The sequence below is a fragment of the Streptomyces sp. NPDC050416 genome (assembly GCF_044458845.1).
Classification (GTDB): Bacteria; Actinomycetota; Actinomycetes; order Streptomycetales; family Streptomycetaceae; genus Streptomyces.
The window spans coordinates 1-18,051 of sequence record NZ_JBITII010000005.1 but is presented as its reverse complement, the minus strand read 5'-3'; the positions used below and the strand labels follow the sequence as shown (position 1 = coordinate 18,051).

The window sequence follows — 18,051 nt, the reverse complement described above, 5'->3', positions numbered from 1 at the left end:
GAGCCAGTCCGAGGCTGAATCCAACTGCCTGGGGCGACCCTGTAAACCACTCACGCGCGAGATGGGAATTTCCTGTGAACAACACCGACCCGGTTTCCGGATACCAGACATACGACCAGCCTCAGCCCCCGGGGCATGGCCGCCCCGGGCGCGACCAGGCCGCATCGCGGCGCATAGCCCTCGCCGTCTGCACGATCGCCGACGTGGCGGCCGGTTTCCTGGGCCTGTGGATCGTGCTCTACCTGCTCGACGCGAACCAGGGGAATCCCTTTGTCGAGTTCGTCCACAGAATGGCGGACTGGCTGTCCGGATGGGCACAGGACATTTTCACAATGGACACAGAGGGGCTCCGCGTTGTCCTCAATTATGGCCTCCCGGCGGTCATCTATTTGCTGATCGGCCACGGAATCGCTGCCCGGCTCAACCGGGCCTGAGGGGGCGTCGCCGCGGAGCACCGTGAGCGGCCCCCGGTGCCGAGGCGGCAGCCCGCCCCGCCCCGGCACCGGAGAGCCGTGTCACTCCTCGTCGCGCAGCCGGGCCGCCAATGAGAGCAGGCTGATGCCGAACTGGCCGATGAAGTCCGCGCGCTGCTCGGCACGCTTGCTGCTGCGGCCGATCGTGGCGAGGAACGTGTGGACGTCGGCCTCGGTGAGACCGACGCCGTCGTCCTCGACGCGTACCACGGAACCGTCGGCGTACAGGCGGACAGCGAGGGCGCCGACGGACGCGGACGGTTCGAGGCCGTGCCGGGCCGTCAGCGCGTCCACCGCGTTCTGCATCAGTTCGCAGGTAGACGCGGGGGCTGGAGTAGAGGTGATGGGAGAGGAGGTCGACGAGGCCGCCCAGATCCACCTGGAAGGTGCGATCGCCGCCGGCCGGGTTCGTAGCGGTGCAGGGCAGAGTCATCGGGCAGTCCGGAGGGGAGGGAGGGCGAGTGGGAACGGGCCGGTGTGCGCTCAGGCTCGGCGGTGGTGGCGGGCGAACTGCTTCTCGGGCTCGGCGAAATCGGTCCAGGGCAACTGCGACACCCACTCCAAGTGCGCCTCCAGGTCCAGCGGGTCACGGCGCAGGGCGGCGTCGAGCCTGGTCTCGTCGACGGCGCGGCCCAGCGACATGCCCCGGTCGGAGGTGAGGAGACGGCGCCACGGAGTGACCCACTCCGGCCGCAGCTCGGCGGCCTCCAGGAGCTGCTCCTCGGCGATGTCCGACCGCTCGTGGAAGACCCGCCACTGCTCCTGCGTGACGTTCACGGCACGCTCGGCCGTGCGCGCCTCCCAGCCCCAGAGATGTGACGCGCCCCGGATATCAGCAGGGCCGTCGCCCGGTGCTCCTTGTCCTCCTCGACGGCCCGGCCGATCCAGTCCTGCACACCGTCCACGTCGGCCAGCTCACCGAGGACCTGGTGGTCACGGCCGAGGTCGAAGGGCGCCCGCCGCCTTGACCGCCGACCAGTCACCCACGCCGGCCGCCTCCACCAGCGCGAGCACCCGCGCGTCGCCGAGCGCACGTAGCGTGTACATGCCATTCTTCTGCCTGCGCGGGACGGGCAGGGCATGCGGATCCGCCGCCGGTCTCTTCCGCACCCCCCTGCCGAACAACTTGCCGAACATGCCGGGCCCTCCCCTGAGGCCACGTGATCGTCCGGTGCAGCAAAAGCGGCCACACCGACACCGCTTCCACAGGGTTTTCACCGCTGTTTCACGTGGCGAGACCAGGTCGGCAGTCGGCCGGTCGGCGCAGGCCCGACCGGGTCCGCGCCGGCCGGCCGGTCGTGTCAGCCGGCGAGGTCGGCCCTGCCGAACAGGCCGGCGTAGCCGGAAGGAAGCTGGCTGAGGATCTGGTTCAGCTCGCCGCCGCTCACCGCCTCGGCCAGGGTCGTCAGGACGGCGCTGGCGTCCCACTCGGCGGTGCGCGGCCGGGCGCCGATGCGCTCGGCGACCCTGCGGCAGAACTCCTCGATCCCGAAGCTCTCGGCCTGCTGCGGCTTGGCTTCCGCGAGTGTCTGTCCGAGCGGTCCGGGCAGCTGGGAGGCGAGGTCGTCGACCTCGCCGGGGCTGATCCTCTGGGCCAGCACGCTCAACACGGCCTCGGTGACCTTCGCGGCCTCGTCCTGGCTGCCGTACTCGCCGAGCTCGCGTACGCGGGCGAGGTACTCGTGGTGCTGCATCGTTCGTCACCTCCGCTTGCTGGAGCGTCGACGGCATCGGTGCGATGCCCTCCTTCCCGGTACCCAGGTATGCGACGTATGCGCCGGTCACCGCTGGTAACGCTGTCCATCAGCCGCGCGCGATGGGGAAGGGCGGCGCACCACCGGCGGGGGAGGGGCGTACGCCCCGGTCGCCCCCGTCGGCGCTCCTCGCCGGTGGCGCCGGCCCCGCGACCTCCACGTGGGCCGGGCGCAGCAGGTGGTCGCCCATGCGGTAGCCGGGCCGGAGGACCGCCGAGCAGACCAGGCGGTCGCTGCCGGGGGAGGGGTGGTGCGCCACGGCGTCATGGCAGGCGGGATCGAACGGGTCACCCACCTCGCCGAACGACGTGACGCCCAGCGAGCCGAGCTGCTCCTCCAGGCAGCCGGCGATGTCCTCCAGACCCGGCGTGAGCGGCTCGTGCGCACACGCCCGGTCCACAGCGTCCAGCACGGGCAGCAGCGCCCGGAGCACGTTGGCCACCGCGATCTCACGTACGGCCAGGCGGTCCCGCCGGACCCGCTTGCGGTAGTTGTCGTACTCGGCCTTCACCCGCTGAAGGTCGGCGGTCCGCTCCTCCACCAGGCGCCGCAGCTCCGCCAGCTCGGTGTACTGCGGCCCGCTCCCGGTCATCGTCAGCCAGCCTCCGGCTTGTCGTCGTCGACGATCTCCGCGTCCACCACGTCGTCCTCGGACGAGCCGCCGGCCGCACCGTCGCCCGCGGTCGCCCCGCCGGCACCTTCGGGCTGCTCGGCCCGCGACTTCTCGTACAGCGCCGTGCCGATCCGCTGCGCGGCCTGCGCCGTACGGTCGATCGCCTGCCGGATCGCCGTGGTGTCCTCTCCCTTCAGCTTCTCCTTCAGTTCCGCCAGCGCCGTCTCCGTCTCGCTCCTCGCGTCCGCCGGGATCTTGTCCCCGTTGTCCGCGATGAGCTTCTCGGTCGAGTACACGAGCTGCTCGCCCTGGTTGCGGGTCTCCGCCGCCTCGCGCCGCCGCCGGTCCTCCTCGGCGTGCTGCTCCGCCTCGCGGACCATGCGGTCGATGTCGTCCTTGGGCAGGGCCGAGCCGCCGGTGACGGTCATCTTCTGTTCCTTGCCGGTGCCCAGGTCCTTGGCGGAGACGTGCATGATGCCGTTGGCGTCGATGTCGAAGGCCACCTCGATCTGCGGCACACCGCGCGGCGCCGGAGCGATACCGGACAGCTCGAACATGCCGAGCTTCTTGTTGTACGCGGCGATCTCCCGCTCGCCCTGGTAGACCTGCACGGTCACCGACGGCTGGTTGTCCTCGGCCGTGGTGAAGATCTCCGAGCGCCGGGTCGGGATCGTCGTGTTGCGCTCGATCAGCTTGGTCATGATGCCGCCCTTGGTCTCGATGCCCAGGGACAGCGGCGTGACGTCGAGCAGCAGCACGTCCTTGACGTCGCCGCGGAGGACACCCGCCTGCAGCGCGGCGCCCACGGCCACGACCTCGTCCGGGTTGACGCCCTTGTGCGGGTCCTTGCCCGTCAGCTCCTTCACCAGCTCGGTCACGGCCGGCATACGTGTCGAACCGCCCACCAGAACCACGTGGTCGATGTCGGAGACCTTGATCCCGGCGTCCTTGATCGCGTTGTGGAACGGGCCCTTGCACCGCTCCAGAAGATCCGCCGTCAGCTGCTCGAACTGCGCGCGGGTCAGCTTCTCGTCCAGGTGCAGCGGCCCCTCCGCGGAGGCCGTGATGTAGGGCAGGTTGATCGTGGTCTCCGACGAACTGGACAGCTCGATCTTCGCCTTCTCCGCGGCCTCCCGCAGCCGCTGCACGGCCATCCTGTCCTTCGCCAGATCGACGCCGTAGTGGTTCTTGAACTGCTTCACGAGGTGGTCGACGACGCGCTGGTCCCAGTCGTCACCGCCGAGGTGGGTGTCGCCGTTGGTGGCCTTCACCTCGATGACGCCCTCGCCCATCTCCAGCAGGGACACGTCGAAGGTGCCGCCGCCGAGGTCGAAGACGAGCACCGTCTGGTCGTTCTCCTTGTCCAGGCCGTAGGCGAGGGCAGCGGCCGTCGGCTCGTTGATGATGCGCAGGACGTTCAGGCCCGCGATCTCCCCGGCCTCCTTGGTGGCCTGCCGCTGGGTGTCGTCGAAGTACGCGGGCACGGTGATCACCGCGTCGGTGACGTCCTCGCCGAGGTAGGACTCCGCGTCCCGCTTCAGCTTCTGCAGCACCCGCGCGGAGATCTCCTGCGCGGTGTACCGCTTGCCGTCGATGTCACCTTGGCCGGGGAACCGCCAGGAGTGGTCGCCCATGTACCGCTTGACCGAACGCGCGGTGCGGTCCACGTTCGTCACGGCCTGCCGCTTGGCCACCTCCCCGACCAGCACCTCGCCGTTCTTGGCGAAGGCCACGACCGACGGGGTCGTGCGCGCGCCTTCCGTGTTGGTGATGACGGTGGGCTCGCCGCCTTCGAGGACCGAGACCACCGAGTTCGTCGTACCGAGGTCGATACCGACCGCCCGTGCCATCTGGTTTCTCCCTCCTCGCCCGTCACTGTCTCTCATGTGTCCTTCGGGGGCTTCCGGACCTCACCGGGGCGTCCGCTCCCACCGGACGGGACCGGCGCGCAGCGCAGGCTCGGGGCGGGCGGCCCCGAGCAGGACGACGGAGCGCCGCGCGGGCCGTACGGGCGGAGCCGGGGTACGCCCGCGGTCGTGCGCCCGCTCGCAGGACCGGTCGTAGGCCGCCCGCAGGGCCGGGTCGCGCAAGGTCTCGTATGCCTCCCGCACCTCACCGAACCGCTCGGCGGTGGCCGCGTCGACGCGGGTGTCGGGGCGCAGCTCACGCACCCGGGCGCGAAAGGCGGAGGTGATCAGCTCGGCCGTCGCCGAGGGCTCCACCCCCAGCACCGCGTACAGGTCCGCTCGCTGCTCCCGCGCCTGCATCCCGGCCACCTCCTCGCCTCTGCGAGCTGACAGTTACAGATAGTGTGATCTATGACATTGCCAGCAAAAGCGACGAGCCTCCACTCTGAATCCAACAACGGACGTCAAGGAAAGCGGCTCCTCATGGGCGATCATGTGCACGTGCGACTCAGCCAGGGACTGAGCGTGTCCGAAGAAGGCGAACTGATCGAGCACTCCCGCTGCCGCTGCGGCGCCACCTGGACCAAGGTGTTCGACGCCGACGGCGGACAGCCCGAACGGCCTTCCCTGTAGCGCGCGCTCGCCCACCGGTCCCTCGCCCGTCAGGGCCCCGGGCCGGTGCCCGAGGCCCTGGACGGCCCGACTGAGGTGTCAGCCGTTGATTTCCTTGCGGTCGCTGCCGCCGCTGATGGCGATCTTGCGTGGCTTGGCCTGCTCGGCGACCGGGATCCGCAGCTTCAGCACGCCCGCCTCGTAGGAGGCCTCGACCTGCTCGGTGTCGAGGGTGTCGCCGAGGAGCAGCTGGCGGCTGAACGTCCCCGCGGGCCGCTCGGTGATCACCGTGTCGGTGTCGTCGCCGTACGCCGGCTTGCGCTCGGCCTTCACGGTCAGGACGTTGCGCTCGACATCGAGGTCGATGGACTCCGGGTTCACGCCCGGCAGGTCCAGCTCCACGAAGAACGTGTCACCCTCGCGCCAGGCATCCATCGGCATGCCGGCCGGATGCGCGGCCGTGCCCCAGACCCGATCGACAAGCCGGTCCAGCTCGCGGAAGGGATCCGTACGCATCAGCATGTTCATCCCTCCTTCACGGGTTCCGTTCAGTTCGCTCTACATCTGATATACCACACCATCGGAAACTTGATACCCCTCCTATCAACTTCATCCAGTCCGTACTTGTCAATCGATCGCGCGGTCAGCTATATGGAGAAGCGGTTCTCGGTTCGTCGAGTCACATCTGCGACTGCCGACATCAGGAGTGAAAGGAGAAGTGGCCATGCTTGCGCGTACCGGCGCCCTGGGTGATCTCGATCGACTCACGCATCAGCTCGCGCGTGCCGCCGCGGCCGACGCCGTCATCCCGGCGGATGCCTGGCGCGACGACGAAGCTCTCTACGTGCAGTTCGATCTGCCGGGTATGGACCGCTCCAGCATCGAGCTGACCGTGGAGAAGGACACGCTCACCCTGACCGCCGAGCGTCGCTCCCCGGTCCCGGCCGGCGCCAAGGCCGTGCTCATCGAGCGCCCCACCGGCCGGTTCACCCGCCGCCTGACCCTGTCCGACGCTCTGGACTCCGAATCCGCCGAAGCGGCCTACGACAACGGCGTCCTCACCCTGCGTCTCCCGCTCGCGCCCCACGCCAAGCCCCGCAAGATCGCCATCTCCGGCAGCACACCCAGGCAGCTCACGGCCTGACGCATCCACGCGTACGTCCCGGCCCGCCCGACCTCGGCACAGGGGAGGCTCTCAAGGAGGTTGTCAGAAGCACGTGTTGCCGGCGGCACCGTCCCATAACCTCGTGCCTGGATGGGTCAGCTGCCAGGGGGAGCCGCGTTCAGGAGGCGATGGTGTTCGGAAGGGGCATGCGATTGCTCGCGGGTGCCATGACCGTGGCCTGCATGGTCCTCGTCGGCCCCAGTGCGCCGAGCGGTGCCGTCTCCGGCAGGGCACTGTCCGTCACCGCCGTCAGGGAGGCCGTACCGAACCGGGTCATGACCTGGAACATCTGCAACCCGTGCAATGTGAGCAACGTCGGCCGGGCGGCGGAGATCGCGGCGTATGCGCCCCAGGTCATCGGCCTGCAGGAAGCGTGTGTGCGCGACGTCGAGATGATCCGGGAGTACCTCGAGACCCTGCACGGGCTCGTCTACCGCGTCGAGTACGGGACGGTCCTGCAGAACTGGGGCCGTTGCGGGGGATTGCCGTGGAGCCCGGGGGCCTTCGGCCAGGCGATCCTCTCGGCGGCGCCGATGACCGACCGCGTGAGCGTGGAATACCCCGACGGCGGCTCCGAGGACCGTGGGTACATGGCGGTCACCACCACGGTGGGCGGCCGGTCCGTCCGGGTCTTCAACACCCACCTCGCCCAACGACTCCAGGAGGAGGTCCGGGCGGACCAGGTGGGCGTGCTCGCCACAGAGGTCGCCCGACACGATCGCGCCATCGTGCTCGGCGACTTCAACGCGGTGCCGGATGCCTCCGAACTCGGCCCGATGTGGGCGCTGGCCGCGGACGCCGGCCCCGGGTGTCGTCCCGCGCCCGCCGGCACCTGCGAGCCGACCACCGACTGGCAGAGCACGTTCGACTACGTCTTCCTGCGGGGCCTGACCCCGCTCGAGCACCGCGTGCGCCCCAGCCCCTACTCGGACCACCATCCGGTGCACGCCGACCTGGACCCGGCTTGAGCGCACACCGGCACGCCGAGAGGGCTCAGCGGACCCTGTCGTAGACCATGGCGACCTCACCCAGCTCGCCCGTCTCATGACGGGCGAGGCTCCACTTCGAGCTCGGCAGCCCGTCGTCGAAGAGCCGCTGCCCGCCCCCGGTGATCTCGGGGCAGATCAGCAGGTACAGCCGGTCGAAGAGGTCCGCGGCGAGGAGCGCCTTGATGACGCTCGGGCAGCTGTTGACGAGGATGTCGCCCCCGCCGGTGGCCTTCAGTTCGGCGACGACATCGGCGGTCGGGGCGTTCACCATGCGCGTGCGTGCCCAGGGTGCTTCGGTCAGGGTGGTTGACAGGACCACCTTCTCCGTGTCGACCAGCCACTTCGCGTATCCGCGATCGCGCGGATCGGCGTTCTCGTCATCGGCGACCGTAGGCCAGAATCCCAGGAACCCTTCGGCGTTGACCCGGCCGAGCAGCGCCGTCGTCGCGCCCTCCCAGATACGGGTGAGGTGGTTGCGCGCGACATCGGTGGTCGCGTAGGGGACGATCGCCCCGAGGTCCCCGGGTCCGCCGGGGCCGTTGTAGCGCCCGCCGAGGGTGAGTGCCAGGTTCGCTGTCACCTTGCGTCCGGTCGAGCTGGTCATGGCTGTCCGTCCTGTCTCTTGGTGTGGGCTGTCTTCGTGGTGCGCCGAGACGCGCCGACGGTGTCGTGCGCGTCGGCGTCGAGGGCCGCGGCGAGCTTGTCGAGGCTCTGGCCGAAGCCGATCTCGATGCCGGCGATGAAGTCCGCGGAATCGACCGTGCTGTCGGCGATCCGCCAGTGCACGTCGAGGTCCGTGCCGGTGTCGGTGGGCCGCAGCTCCATCTCGACCTGTGCCGTGAAGGCGAGGCCACCGTCGGGAAGCAGCGGGGAGAGCCGGTAGGCAAGGCGCTCCCCGGGGCACAGGTCCTCGACGGTTCCCTCCGCGCGCCCGGCGACCGGGTCGGAGTCGTCGGCGTCGTCCGCGTCGCGGTACTCGTGGACGATCCGCCCGCCCGGCCGCGCCTCGAAGACGAGCTCGCAGACGCGGAGGCCGTCGGGTGTCCACCAGCAGGCGAGGAGGGAGGCCTCACCCCGGCGCATCCGCGGCAAGCCGCTCCGCCTGGACGTTGAGCCCGTAGCGCTCGTAGGTCGCGCCCGGTCCATCGGCCTGGTCCGCGGCATCGGCGAGCCGGCTGAGGGCAGCCGCGAGATCTCGCAGGGCGTTCGGGCGCAGTGCGTAGACGCGGCGCTGGCCGGTGCGCTGGGAGGTGACGATCCCGGCGCGCTCCAGGGTCTGCAGGTGCTTGGTCGTCTGCGGCTGGCGCGCCTCGGCGAGCTGGGCGAGGACCCCGACCGAGCGGGGCCGCTCGGCCAGCAGGCTCACGAGCCGCCAGCGGGCAGGATCGGCCAGTGCGCTGAGGAGTGTGTCCATGGGGTAAGTATTCCTTGCAGCGAATATTCGTGGCAAGGAATTTTGTCTCCCCGGGGATTTTCCGGCTTGAAGACCGAGCTACCTCACTGTCCGTGTTCACCGTGCGATGCGCTGGTGTGGGCGAAGCGGTGCCCGGTGTTATTGAATGAGGTGTGCGGTCGGGGATCTCGGGGCCCAGCCGCACGGGTCCGAGTACTGCCCCGGTGCCTCGCCGGGGATTGCTGAGAGAGCCGTATGGACTCCACACCCTCCCCTTCGTCCTCTTCGGCGTTCGAGCTGGTCAGCAGCGCCCTGGGGCGCTACATCCCGCGCGGTGGAGCAGCGGCCGCCGGTCCCGCCGGCGGGCAGGGCGACGACCGCGCCGCGCGCCGCCGCGCACCTGACACCCCGGCGAACGGACGTCAGGAGCAGATCCTGGGAGCGGTCAACCTCGACAGGGACCTGATCATCACCCGCTGCAATCTGGACGCCCCCGTCTTCGCGGGTCTGGACGCCGCGGCCGGGAGACCGTTCGTCGAACTCCTGCCCCCCGGTGACGTACCGACGGTCACCCGTCGGCTGCGGCAGGTCGTGGAGACCGGTGAGGCGCACGTCGCCCGGATCCAGCGGCTGCGGCGCGACGACGGGTCCGAGCTGGTGGTCTCGATGAGCATCCTGCCGGCCGCGGCGCCCGAGGAGGGCCTGACCGTCTCGGTGATCGCCATGGCGAGGAGGCTGCACCTCTACGCCGCCGAGACCGCGATCGGCACCTCGCTGGACATCGGCGAGACCGCGCAGTCGCTGGCGCAGTCGCTGCTGGCCTGGGGAGACGTGGCCGCCGTCGACCTCGACTTCGCCGTGTGGACGGGGGAGGGAGTCACCGGGCAGGCGAAGGGGCCCATCCGGCTGCGGCGGGCGGCCCTGGTGCCGGACCGGGCGTGGTCCGAGGGCTACGTGACCCCGGGCGACGATCTTCCCGGAGAGGCGAGTCGCCTGCTGGCGCAGGCGGTCCTGCGGGACGACGTCCCGCAGACCATCGTCATCCCCGACCGGGAAGCGATCGAGCGGGTGTTCGGCAGCCCCCGCGTCATGCGTGCCCTGGTTCCAGGTGACCGGTCGGCGGGTGTGGCGTGCATCCCCCTGGTCCTGGACGGCGAGCCGCCCGTCGTCCTGGGCGTGGCGGAGGTCTGGCGGCGGGCGGACTGCCCCTTCCGCGACAGCGAGCTGTTCGACCTGCAGGAGCTGGTGGCCAGGACCGCCCATCACGTCGACCTTGCTCGTCGGCACCAGCGCGAGCACACGCAGGTGCTGGCGCTGCAGCGCCGGCTCCTGCCCCGGACCGGCGGCGACACCGTCCAGATCGCCAGCGTCTACCAGCCCGCCAACCCTGACAGCGCGGGCGTCGGTGGCGACTGGGTGAACAGCTTTCCGCTGCCTGACGGCCGTACCGCGCTGGTGGTCGGTGATGTCGTCGGGCATGGCCTGGGAGCCGCGGCAACCATGGGCCAGCTGAGCATGGAGGCCCGCGCGCTGCTGTCCGCGGGGCTCGCGCCCGACGAGGTGCTGGAGCACCTGGACGAGACCGTGTCGCTGCTGGACGACGCGGAATCCGGGCTGGCGGCCGGCTACAGCGCCCTCGGGTCGACCTGCTGCATCGCCCTCTACGACCCGGTCAGCCACCACGTGGCGCTGTCCAGCGCAGGCCACCTCCCCCCGGTCCTGGTCTCCCCGGACGGGAAGGCGGGCCCGCTCGCGGTCCACCCGCACCCCGGCCTGGGCGCCGAGTTCGCGCTGCGCGAGCCGTTCGACGTCCACAGGTTCGACGCACCCCCGGGCTCCCTGCTCGCCCTCTACACCGACGGCCTGGTGGAGGATCCGGCCGTGTCGATCGACGAGGGCATCGGCAGGCTGACGGACGCCGTGTCCACGGTGCACCCCTGGGACGCCCTGCAGCAGGCCGCACGGCACGTCGTCTCCGTGGTGGCGCCCGCGCGCCAGCGCGACGATGTGACCCTGCTGCTCGCGCGGATGATCGGCTACCGCAAGGGGGACACCGCGACATGGCGGCTGCCCGCCCGTCAGGACGCCCCCGCCCGTGCCCGCGCGCAGGTCTCCGCGCTCCTGAGGCAGTGGCGCACCAGGGACGACACCCGGGACAGCGCGGTGCTGCTGGTCAGCGAGCTGGTCACGAACGCGGTGCGCTTCGCCTCCGGTCCCCTCACGGTACGGCTGATCAGGACCGGTCACGGCCTGCTGTGCGAGGTGGGCGACACCGGCAACGGCAGGCCACGTCTGCGGCGCGGCGGCCTGCTCGACGACGGCGGTCGCGGCCTGGGCGTCGTGCACCGGCTCACCACCCGATGGGGGGTGCGGTGGACGGACACCGGGAAGGTGGTCTGGGCGGAAGTCGCGAAGTAGCGCGGCGAGGGGGCGGCCGGCGGGGCAGGTCAGCCGCCGGCAGGACCGCCGGCGCGGCCTCGCCCTACAGCCACTCCCCTTCCAGGGCGGTGGCGGTGAGCCCCGGTGCCGCCGCGTACAGAACGGCGCGATCACCGGGCTTCAGCCGCCCGGCGTCACACGCCCGCCGCAGGATGTCGAACACGGCGGCACCTCCGCGGTTGCCGCTGGTGTAGCTGTCCCGGCTGTAGTCCAGCAGCCCGGACGGCCAGGCGTCGGGCATCGTCTGCTCCATGTACTCCAGCACCCGGGTCCCGCCGGGGTGCGCGAGCAGAACGTCGGGGTGCCAGGAGCCGGGCTCGTCCTCGTAGCGGACGCGCAGCCACTCCCACATCGCGGTGACCGTCCCCTGCACGGCGCGCGGCCCGCGCCGGTCCATCACGAAGTGGGTGCCGTCCGCCCGCGTCTCCAGGCGGTGCAGATCCTGGGTGCCGGGCAGCGTGTGGTGCCAGGCGGCGTCCAGCCGCAGCACCGACTCGGCCCTCGGGCGGCCCGTGACCACCGCGGCGACCGCGGTGTCCGCGAACAGCAGCCGGACGATCAGCGACTCGAGAGTGTCGTCCGCGGGCTGGTAGGTCGTGCTCAGCGCCTCCGCGATCACGACCAGGACCACCCGGTCGGGGTCCGCGGCCACGAGGTCCGCCGCCAGCGCCAGGGAACGGGTGCCCGCGATACAGGCCCACTGCGTCGCCGGCAGCATCATCACGTCGCTGCGGAGCGGCAGCTTGTTGGCCAGGGCGATGTCCAGACCCGGCAGCGCCGGGGTGGTGGAGTGGCTGGTGATCACGCAGTCGACGTCCGCGGCGTCCAGCCCCGCCGTCTGCAGGGCCCCGCGCGCCGCATGCTCCCCGTAGGACTGCACGGCCTCCCACGCGGGCGCGGTGCGCTCCTGAACGGTCTGCGGCGCGGGTATGGTTTCGAGGGCGGCGATCACCCGGTCGACGTCCTGTTGGGTGAACCCGTCGCCGGCCAGCGCCTGTTGGGCCGGCTCGATGCCGAGAACCCGCAGGCCGCTGCCGTTGCCGGGGGCGACCGCGGTCTCCAGCGGCAGCATCCATCCGCGGGACTCGATGCCCGTACTGGCCGCGATGCCGTCGATCCGCGGCGCCCACGCCGCGCGCGGGTGCCGGTCGCTCACCTCTGCCACGATATGGCTGGTCGTTACGGCGTGCTCGCCGTGTATCACTGCAGGGGAACAGAGGTAAGCGGCCATATCGGGGCACCTTCCAGGGGGAAACAAGGGGCTGACAGGGGAACGTCACTAGTGCTGTGCCGTGGGTCACTTTGGGCTCTAGCGCCCAGAGGATGCCGATGAGTTCCACTTCGGGCGTCGGCATCCGTTTCGAGCATGGACGCCAAAGGGACATTTCCGCTGTGATGCATGCAACTTAGGCGCGTTGGGTTGCGTGATACGGCACACACCCTCAACCGGCAGGGCCAGCCCGCGTTTCCGGGTGCAACCGTCAGGACACCTCGCGCATCAAACGTGTATGAACCCTAAGCGCACGGTGTTCAGGGCGATGCCGGCTGCCGTGGTGCTCGTTTTGGCGCCCAGCGCACCCGGTGCAGTCGCCGCAGGGCACGACGCGCCTGCCGCACCGTCCCCCCTGCCGACTCAGGCGCACGCGACGATCAACGCCGAAGAGCAGATCAACGTGGGACCGGAGGCGCAGCCGGCCACCGTGGACTGGATGTTCTGGGACGGCGGGGCGCAGGTCCCCGTTCCCGTAAACGACTCGCTCGTCATCGACGCGCGTGACCTGGCGGGCATCGCCAGCGTCACGGTCGACGATCCCCGGTGCACAGCGGACGGCCGGGTCGTCACCTGCGTCAACAAGGATGCCTCACAGAGCCGTTCGGTCGAGCTCGCCCTGCGTGCGGACGCGGACGCCGCACCCGGCGCCGGCGGCACGATCACGTACACCCTCACCGCCGACCGTGCCACCGGCGCCACCGCGAAGGCCATGGTGGTCGTAGGCATCCCGCAGCTGGACGTCGGCAAGGTGCCGGACGTGACGCACGCCAGGGTCGGTTCCCGGATCACCGTGCCGCTCCGGCTGCGCAACATCGGCGATCTGGCCACGGACCGGCGCATCATGCTGCGTTGGGAATCGGAGGGCGGGCTGGTCTTCGACCGCAAGTTCTCCAACTGCGCCTACGGCGGGGGCGATGATCCCCGGGAACCCGGCGGCCAGACATCCGTCACGTGCGTCTTCCTGGTCTCCTCGGACTCCGTGCCCGCAGGGGGCACCGTGGAGTTGAGCAGTCCCCTGACCGCCACGGTCGGCAAGCGTGTCCTGACCGCCGTGACGGACTACTCGGTCAGGCTGCTGAAGCCGCGCGAACAACCCGGCGGCGGCAGTCACCGGGGCACCGGGCCGGCGCTCACCCTGGTACGGGCGTCCGGCGGGGGAGGCGGATTCGAGCACGGTGCGGAGGGCCGGTTCACCGTCACCGCCGGCAACTCCGCGGATCTCGCGGTCGATGCCACGACCGAGCCGGCCCGCAGGGCGGGCGAATGGCTCCTGGACATGAACGCCGTGAACCACGGACCGGCCTCCGCGTACGGGATCGACGACAAGGCCGTCGCCGTGGTCGACGTGGTCCTGCCCAAGGGTGTGGTAGCCAGCGGCACCGCTCACATGGAGGAGGAGGACGGCCCTTACGGCCCCTGCCTTGTCCGCGTCGGCGGCACCAAGACCGCCCCCTTCGAGACAGGCCACCGCCACTACGTGTGCAGCGTGCCGTTCGGGGTCGCCGCCGGCAAGAGCCAGTTGTTCGAACTGTGGGTGAAGCCGGGCAAGGGGTACGACGGCGGCAAGGGCAGGGCAACCGTGCGTCCCGGCCCGGCCGGCATCCTTCTTCACGACCCGGACGCCTCCAACGACAGCGTCACCTTCGCCTTCGGCGCGCCGGCCACACCGACCGCGGCGGCATCGTCCGGCGACACGCCGACCGCCGCGGGCCGCACGCTCGTCGCCGCAGCAGCCGGGGCTGTTCTGCTGGGCGCCGTCGTCCTCCTCGTCCGCCGCCGCGGGCGTACCCGCTGAAACGCCGGACCACCGCTGGCCGTTGCCATGCGGCCGCCGGCTCACTCAAGGGCCGGCGTTTCCCCCTGACAGCCTGCTGATCTGCCGTGTCGGTGCCACGTCGGAGCACTGTCGGGGGCTGTCGGTGCGATGTCGGAGGCTCGTCGGTGGCGACTGGCACCTTTCGGGAGACGGCCGCCCGGAGCTCACCGGGAGGCCCGATCCCGAAGGAGCCACCATGCGCACCGCAGTCACGATCATCGGCGCCGGACTCGGCGGACTCACGCTGGCCCGCGTCCTGCACGTTCACGGAATCCCGGTCACGGTCTACGAGGCGGAGTCCTCACCCTCGGCGCGCGCCCAGGGCGGATTGCTCGACATCCACGACTACAACGGGCAACTCGCCCTCAAAGCGGCCCGGTTGATGGACGATTTCCAGGCCATCGTGCTCGAGGGCCGCCAGGCGATGCGGGTCCTCGACCGGGACGGGACCGTCCTGCTCGACCAGCCCGACGACGGCATGGGCGGACGCCCCGAGGTGCAGCGCGGCGACCTGCGGCAGGTCCTGCTCGACTCACTCCCGGCGGGCACCGTGCGATGGGGGCACAAGGTCAGCCGCACCCGTGCCCTCGGCGACGGCCGCCACGAGGTGACGTTCGCCGACGGCGGCACCCTCGTCACCGGCCTGCTGGTCGGCGCGGACGGCGCGTGGTCACGGGTCCGGCCGCTGCTGTCCTCCGCCACACCCGAGTACATCGGTCAATCGTTCGTCGAGACCTACCTGTTCGACGCCGATACACGGCACCCGGCCGCCGCGGAGGCGGTCGGGGGAGGGATGCTGATGGCCCCGTCGCCGGGCAGGGAGATCTTCGCCCACCGGGAGAAGAACGACACTCTGCACGCCTACGTGGGGCTGTCCGAGCCGCAGGACTGGTTCGCCGGCATCGATGTCACAGATGCCGCAACGGCCACCGCGCGGATCGCGCAGGAGTTCGACGGATGGGCGCCGGAACTCACCGCGCTGATCACCGACAGCGACGTCCCCCCGGTCCTGCGCCCCCTCTACGCTCTGCCGGCCGAGCACCGGTGGGACAGGGTGCCGGGAGTGACCCTGCTCGGCGACGCCGCTCACCTCGCGGCTCCCAACGGCGAGGGCGCCAACCTGGCCATGCTCGACGGCGCCGAACTCGGTGAAGCCCTGGCCGCGTACCCCGACGACATCGAGACGGCGCTCACCGAGTACGAGCGGGCCATGTTCCCCCGCAGCGCCGAGTCCGCCACCGAGGAGATGCCCGAGCTCGACGCCCGCGGCCTGATCGAATGGTTTGCCGAGAAGGGCCAGTGAGTCACGCCGACGCCGAACCGAGGACCCGGCGGCCACGACCGGCTTCCGGGTCCGTCGTCGAGCTTGCGGGGAAAGCCATGGGCATCATCCCGGCGGATGCGGACCGCGGCACCTTTCAGCGGGGAGTCAGTCCGCGCTCCCGGGCCGCCGCTCCGAAGTAGTCGCCACCCTTGCGCTTGACGTCGTCGGTGCCCCAGGCCCGTTCGTCGTCGGCAGCGGAACGGTCCGCACTGCCGGTGGTCGGCCGGACCGGTGCTCTGACCAGCCTCGGTATGTGCTTCGAGCAGTGGATGTACGCCTCTTCGACCTCGACCTCCACCCACAGGTGCGGGCGGCGGCCGGGTACGGGATCGACCGGCAGGTCCGGAAGCCTCTGGCGCATGACGTCATCGGTGACCAGCTGTGCGCGGCCGTTGACATGGAGGCCGATGCGGTCCTGGGAAAAGTCGATCATCAGCAGGCCGATGTGCGGGTTCTCCCGGATGTTGCCGAGCGAGGCCATGACGCCGTTCCCGCGGTACTCCGGGTAGGTCAGAGTCGCGTCGTCGAGTACCCGGAGGAACCCCGGCGGACCGGCCCGGAAAGTGCTGTCGCACTCCCCCTGACGGTCCGCCGTCGCGAGGAAGAACATCTCCTGGCGGGCCACGAAGTCCTGCATACGGGGGTTGAGCCGGTCCAGAACCTGCTCGTCGTAGAACCGGTCGGCGCGGCCGACCGTGCCCAACTCGCGTTGCATCTGGTGCTCGCCGTGGCTACCGGGCCGCTCTGCCCGTTCGTCGTGGTGCAACGGTCCTCCTCGACAGGATGTCGCCGGCCTACGTGACTGATTTCGCCACCCGGCAGGCCGAAAATCGCCGCCGGCCTTGGCTGACAGACTAGACCTGACCCGCGAATGACCTACGGGCTGGGGCGAGCCCTCGCGGGTACGGCGCGGTCGGCGGGGCAGGAGGGCCCATGAGCCCGCGGCGGAACCGCGGATCGCGACATGCGGGCATCCACGTTCGGTCTGGCCGCTGTCACGCGACGGCGGTTCACTCGAGCTCGACCAGCTGGCCGGGGATCGCCAGCCGTGTCACCCCGAGCATCGTGGTGGCCGGCGCCACCGCGGCGGCGCCCAACCGCCCCGCCAGCACGCCATAGTGCTGGAAAAGGAGATCGACGTCGGTCGTGTAGACGTTGAGCCGTACGACGTTCGAGAGAGACATGCCGGCCTCGCCGAGTACGGCCTCCATGTTGTCGATGCTCAGGGCCAACTGCCCCGCCATGTCACCGTCATGCAGGGGCTTGCCCTCGTCGCTCATCGCGGTCTGCCCCGAGATGTACAGGGTCCGGGTGTGCCCGGAGACGACCTCCCCCTGGTTGAATCCCAACTCCACCGACCAGGACACCGGGTTGATCGCTGTTCGTTCCACTGCCGCGTCAGCTCCGTTCGCGTCTTCGACCGCGGACACGCCGGCCCGCGAGCTGGAGGTGTCCACCCGCACCGTGCTGCGCGACATCGAGGCGCTGTCCGCCGCCGGCGTCCCGGTCTACGCCGAACGCGGCCGGCACGGCGGTTTCGCGTTGTCACCCGGTTTCCGGACCGAACTCACCGACTGGACCACGACGAGGCCCTCGCCCTGCTGACCGCCGGATCGGGGCGCGGCGAGCGGGTGTTCGGCCTCGGCCCGGCGCTCGCTTCGGCCATGCGGAAGGTGGTCGACGCGCTGCCCGAAGGCCACCGGGCCACCGCGAGCGACGCCGCCCGGCGTTTCCTCGTCGACCCGGAATCCGACCTGCTCGCACGTCGGCTGGTCACCGAAGAAGTACCCGGCACCACCATGATCGAGGTCCGGCGCGCGGTGCTCGCCGGCCACAAGCTGCGCATCCACTACGCGGCCACGGGCGTGCGCCACAGTGAGCACTGTGCATCGTGAAGTTGCTGGTCAGGGGTCTGGTGTGGGCGGGGGCCGGAGTGCTCGTCCTGATCGTGGGCGGATGACTTCGGCATAAAAGTGCTCAGTCGTCACACCCAGCTTCATGCCCGGTCAACGACACCACACAGGCTCCGTCACAGATCTCCGGCTCTAGTTGTATTGACCTGCAGCGTTGTTCACGCGGCTGATGGGTGGCTTGCCTCCGAGTGCGGTGTGGCAGCGGTGGTGGTTGTAGGTATGCAGGAAGTCTGTCAGGGCGTCGGTGCGTTCGGTGTTGCTGGTGTAGGGCCGCAGGTAGGCCCATTCGTCGAGCAGGGTGCGGTTGAAGCGTTCGACCTTGCCGTTGGTCTGCGGCCGGTAGGCGCGGGTGAGCTTGCCGGTCGCGCCGAGGTCGGCCA

Annotated in this window: 17 protein-coding genes and 4 pseudogenes; 8 read left to right on the top strand and 13 right to left on the bottom strand. The window is 70.5% G+C overall.

The window, feature by feature from the left end:
• The first annotated feature begins 74 nt into the window (after positions 1–74).
• A complete protein-coding gene (locus tag ACIBL4_RS16770; RefSeq protein ID WP_399410635.1) occupies positions 75–434 on the top strand; it encodes a hypothetical protein in 360 nt (119 codons plus the stop codon).
• Positions 435–545: 111 nt separating this feature from the next.
• Here the strand turns inward: ACIBL4_RS16770 and ACIBL4_RS16765 are convergent.
• The 6 genes and pseudogenes from ACIBL4_RS16765 to ACIBL4_RS16740 form a co-directional block, all read right to left on the bottom strand.
• Positions 546–906: pseudogene (locus ACIBL4_RS16765) on the bottom strand (ATP-binding protein); the annotation flags it as partial.
• A gap of 110 nt (positions 907–1,016) precedes the next feature.
• Positions 1,017–1,610: pseudogene (locus ACIBL4_RS16760) on the bottom strand (hypothetical protein); the annotation flags it as partial.
• A gap of 164 nt (positions 1,611–1,774) precedes the next feature.
• Positions 1,775–2,167, bottom strand: a complete 393-nt coding sequence (locus ACIBL4_RS16755) for a DUF2267 domain-containing protein (protein ID WP_399410633.1) — start codon at positions 2,165–2,167, stop codon at positions 1,775–1,777.
• A gap of 109 nt (positions 2,168–2,276) precedes the next feature.
• Positions 2,277–2,819: a nucleotide exchange factor GrpE gene (gene grpE, locus ACIBL4_RS16750; RefSeq protein ID WP_399410631.1), complete on the bottom strand. Its 543-nt coding sequence runs from the start codon at positions 2,817–2,819 to the stop codon at positions 2,277–2,279.
• A 2-nt stretch (positions 2,820–2,821) separates the two neighbouring features.
• A complete protein-coding gene (gene dnaK, locus ACIBL4_RS16745; protein WP_399410629.1) occupies positions 2,822–4,690 on the bottom strand; it encodes a molecular chaperone DnaK in 1,869 nt (622 codons plus the stop codon).
• Between the two features lie 60 nt (positions 4,691–4,750).
• On the bottom strand, positions 4,751–5,107 hold the full coding sequence (locus ACIBL4_RS16740) for a J domain-containing protein (RefSeq protein WP_399411538.1): 357 nt from the start codon (positions 5,105–5,107) through the stop codon (positions 4,751–4,753).
• Between the two features lie 123 nt (positions 5,108–5,230).
• On the opposite strand from ACIBL4_RS16740, the gene ACIBL4_RS16735 reads away from it, so the two are divergent.
• Positions 5,231–5,380 carry a hypothetical protein gene (locus tag ACIBL4_RS16735; protein ID WP_399410627.1) on the top strand — a complete coding sequence of 50 codons (150 nt, stop codon included), beginning with the start codon at positions 5,231–5,233 and terminating at the stop codon, positions 5,378–5,380.
• 78 nt (positions 5,381–5,458) lie between these two features.
• Here the strand turns inward: ACIBL4_RS16735 and ACIBL4_RS16730 are convergent, their stop codons facing one another.
• Positions 5,459–5,881 (bottom strand): Hsp20/alpha crystallin family protein, encoded by a 423-nt coding sequence (locus ACIBL4_RS16730; protein WP_399410625.1) that lies wholly within the window; start codon positions 5,879–5,881, stop codon positions 5,459–5,461.
• A gap of 202 nt (positions 5,882–6,083) precedes the next feature.
• Between ACIBL4_RS16730 and ACIBL4_RS16725 the strand changes: the two genes are divergently transcribed.
• Both ACIBL4_RS16725 and ACIBL4_RS16720 read left to right on the top strand, forming a co-directional pair.
• Entirely contained in the window at positions 6,084–6,503 is a 420-nt protein-coding gene (locus ACIBL4_RS16725) for an Hsp20/alpha crystallin family protein (protein ID WP_399410623.1), read from the top strand.
• A gap of 149 nt (positions 6,504–6,652) precedes the next feature.
• Positions 6,653–7,492 carry an endonuclease/exonuclease/phosphatase family protein gene (locus ACIBL4_RS16720; RefSeq protein ID WP_399410621.1) on the top strand — a complete coding sequence of 280 codons (840 nt, stop codon included), beginning with the start codon at positions 6,653–6,655 and terminating at the stop codon, positions 7,490–7,492.
• A 25-nt stretch (positions 7,493–7,517) separates the two neighbouring features.
• Here the strand turns inward: ACIBL4_RS16720 and ACIBL4_RS16715 are convergent, their stop codons facing one another.
• Together ACIBL4_RS16715 and ACIBL4_RS16710 are read right to left on the bottom strand one after the other, a co-directional pair.
• Positions 7,518–8,117, bottom strand: coding sequence for a dihydrofolate reductase family protein (locus tag ACIBL4_RS16715; protein ID WP_399410619.1), 600 nt, complete (start codon positions 8,115–8,117; stop codon positions 7,518–7,520).
• A pseudogene (locus tag ACIBL4_RS16710) lies at positions 8,114–8,927 on the bottom strand (metalloregulator ArsR/SmtB family transcription factor). The gene ACIBL4_RS16715 and the pseudogene ACIBL4_RS16710 overlap by 4 nt, the downstream one beginning before the upstream one ends.
• Positions 8,928–9,161: 234 nt before the next feature.
• Here ACIBL4_RS16710 and ACIBL4_RS16705 point away from each other — a divergent pair.
• Positions 9,162–11,324 (top strand): SpoIIE family protein phosphatase, encoded by a 2,163-nt coding sequence (locus ACIBL4_RS16705; protein WP_399410617.1) that lies wholly within the window; start codon positions 9,162–9,164, stop codon positions 11,322–11,324.
• A 64-nt stretch (positions 11,325–11,388) separates the two neighbouring features.
• On the opposite strand, the gene ACIBL4_RS16700 is transcribed toward ACIBL4_RS16705, so the two are convergent.
• Positions 11,389–12,576: a type III polyketide synthase gene (locus ACIBL4_RS16700; protein ID WP_399410615.1), complete on the bottom strand. Its 1,188-nt coding sequence runs from the start codon at positions 12,574–12,576 to the stop codon at positions 11,389–11,391.
• Positions 12,577–12,853: 277 nt separating this feature from the next.
• Here ACIBL4_RS16700 and ACIBL4_RS16695 point away from each other — a divergent pair, with 277 nt between their 5' ends.
• Together ACIBL4_RS16695 and ACIBL4_RS16690 are read left to right on the top strand one after the other, a co-directional pair.
• On the top strand, positions 12,854–14,413 hold the full coding sequence (locus ACIBL4_RS16695) for a hypothetical protein (RefSeq protein ID WP_399410613.1): 1,560 nt from the start codon (positions 12,854–12,856) through the stop codon (positions 14,411–14,413).
• Between the two features lie 217 nt (positions 14,414–14,630).
• A complete protein-coding gene (locus ACIBL4_RS16690) occupies positions 14,631–15,737 on the top strand; it encodes an FAD-dependent oxidoreductase (RefSeq protein ID WP_399410611.1) in 1,107 nt (368 codons plus the stop codon).
• Between the two features lie 115 nt (positions 15,738–15,852).
• On the opposite strand, the gene ACIBL4_RS16685 is transcribed toward ACIBL4_RS16690, so the two are convergent.
• Both ACIBL4_RS16685 and ACIBL4_RS16680 read right to left on the bottom strand, forming a co-directional pair.
• Positions 15,853–16,473 carry a pyridoxamine 5'-phosphate oxidase family protein gene (locus ACIBL4_RS16685; RefSeq protein ID WP_399410609.1) on the bottom strand — a complete coding sequence of 207 codons (621 nt, stop codon included), beginning with the start codon at positions 16,471–16,473 and terminating at the stop codon, positions 15,853–15,855.
• 295 nt (positions 16,474–16,768) lie between these two features.
• Complete coding sequence (locus tag ACIBL4_RS16680; protein ID WP_399410607.1) at positions 16,769–17,149, bottom strand: RidA family protein; 381 nt, start codon at positions 17,147–17,149, stop codon at positions 16,769–16,771.
• On the opposite strand from ACIBL4_RS16680, the pseudogene ACIBL4_RS16675 reads away from it, so the two are divergent.
• Positions 17,130–17,623, top strand: a pseudogene (locus ACIBL4_RS16675) (helix-turn-helix transcriptional regulator); the annotation flags it as partial. The gene ACIBL4_RS16680 and the pseudogene ACIBL4_RS16675 overlap by 20 nt on opposite strands.
• A gap of 180 nt (positions 17,624–17,803) precedes the next feature.
• Here the strand turns inward: ACIBL4_RS16675 and ACIBL4_RS16670 are convergent.
• A partial coding sequence (locus ACIBL4_RS16670) for an integrase core domain-containing protein (RefSeq protein WP_399410605.1) occupies positions 17,804–18,051 on the bottom strand: 248 nt, incomplete at its 5' end.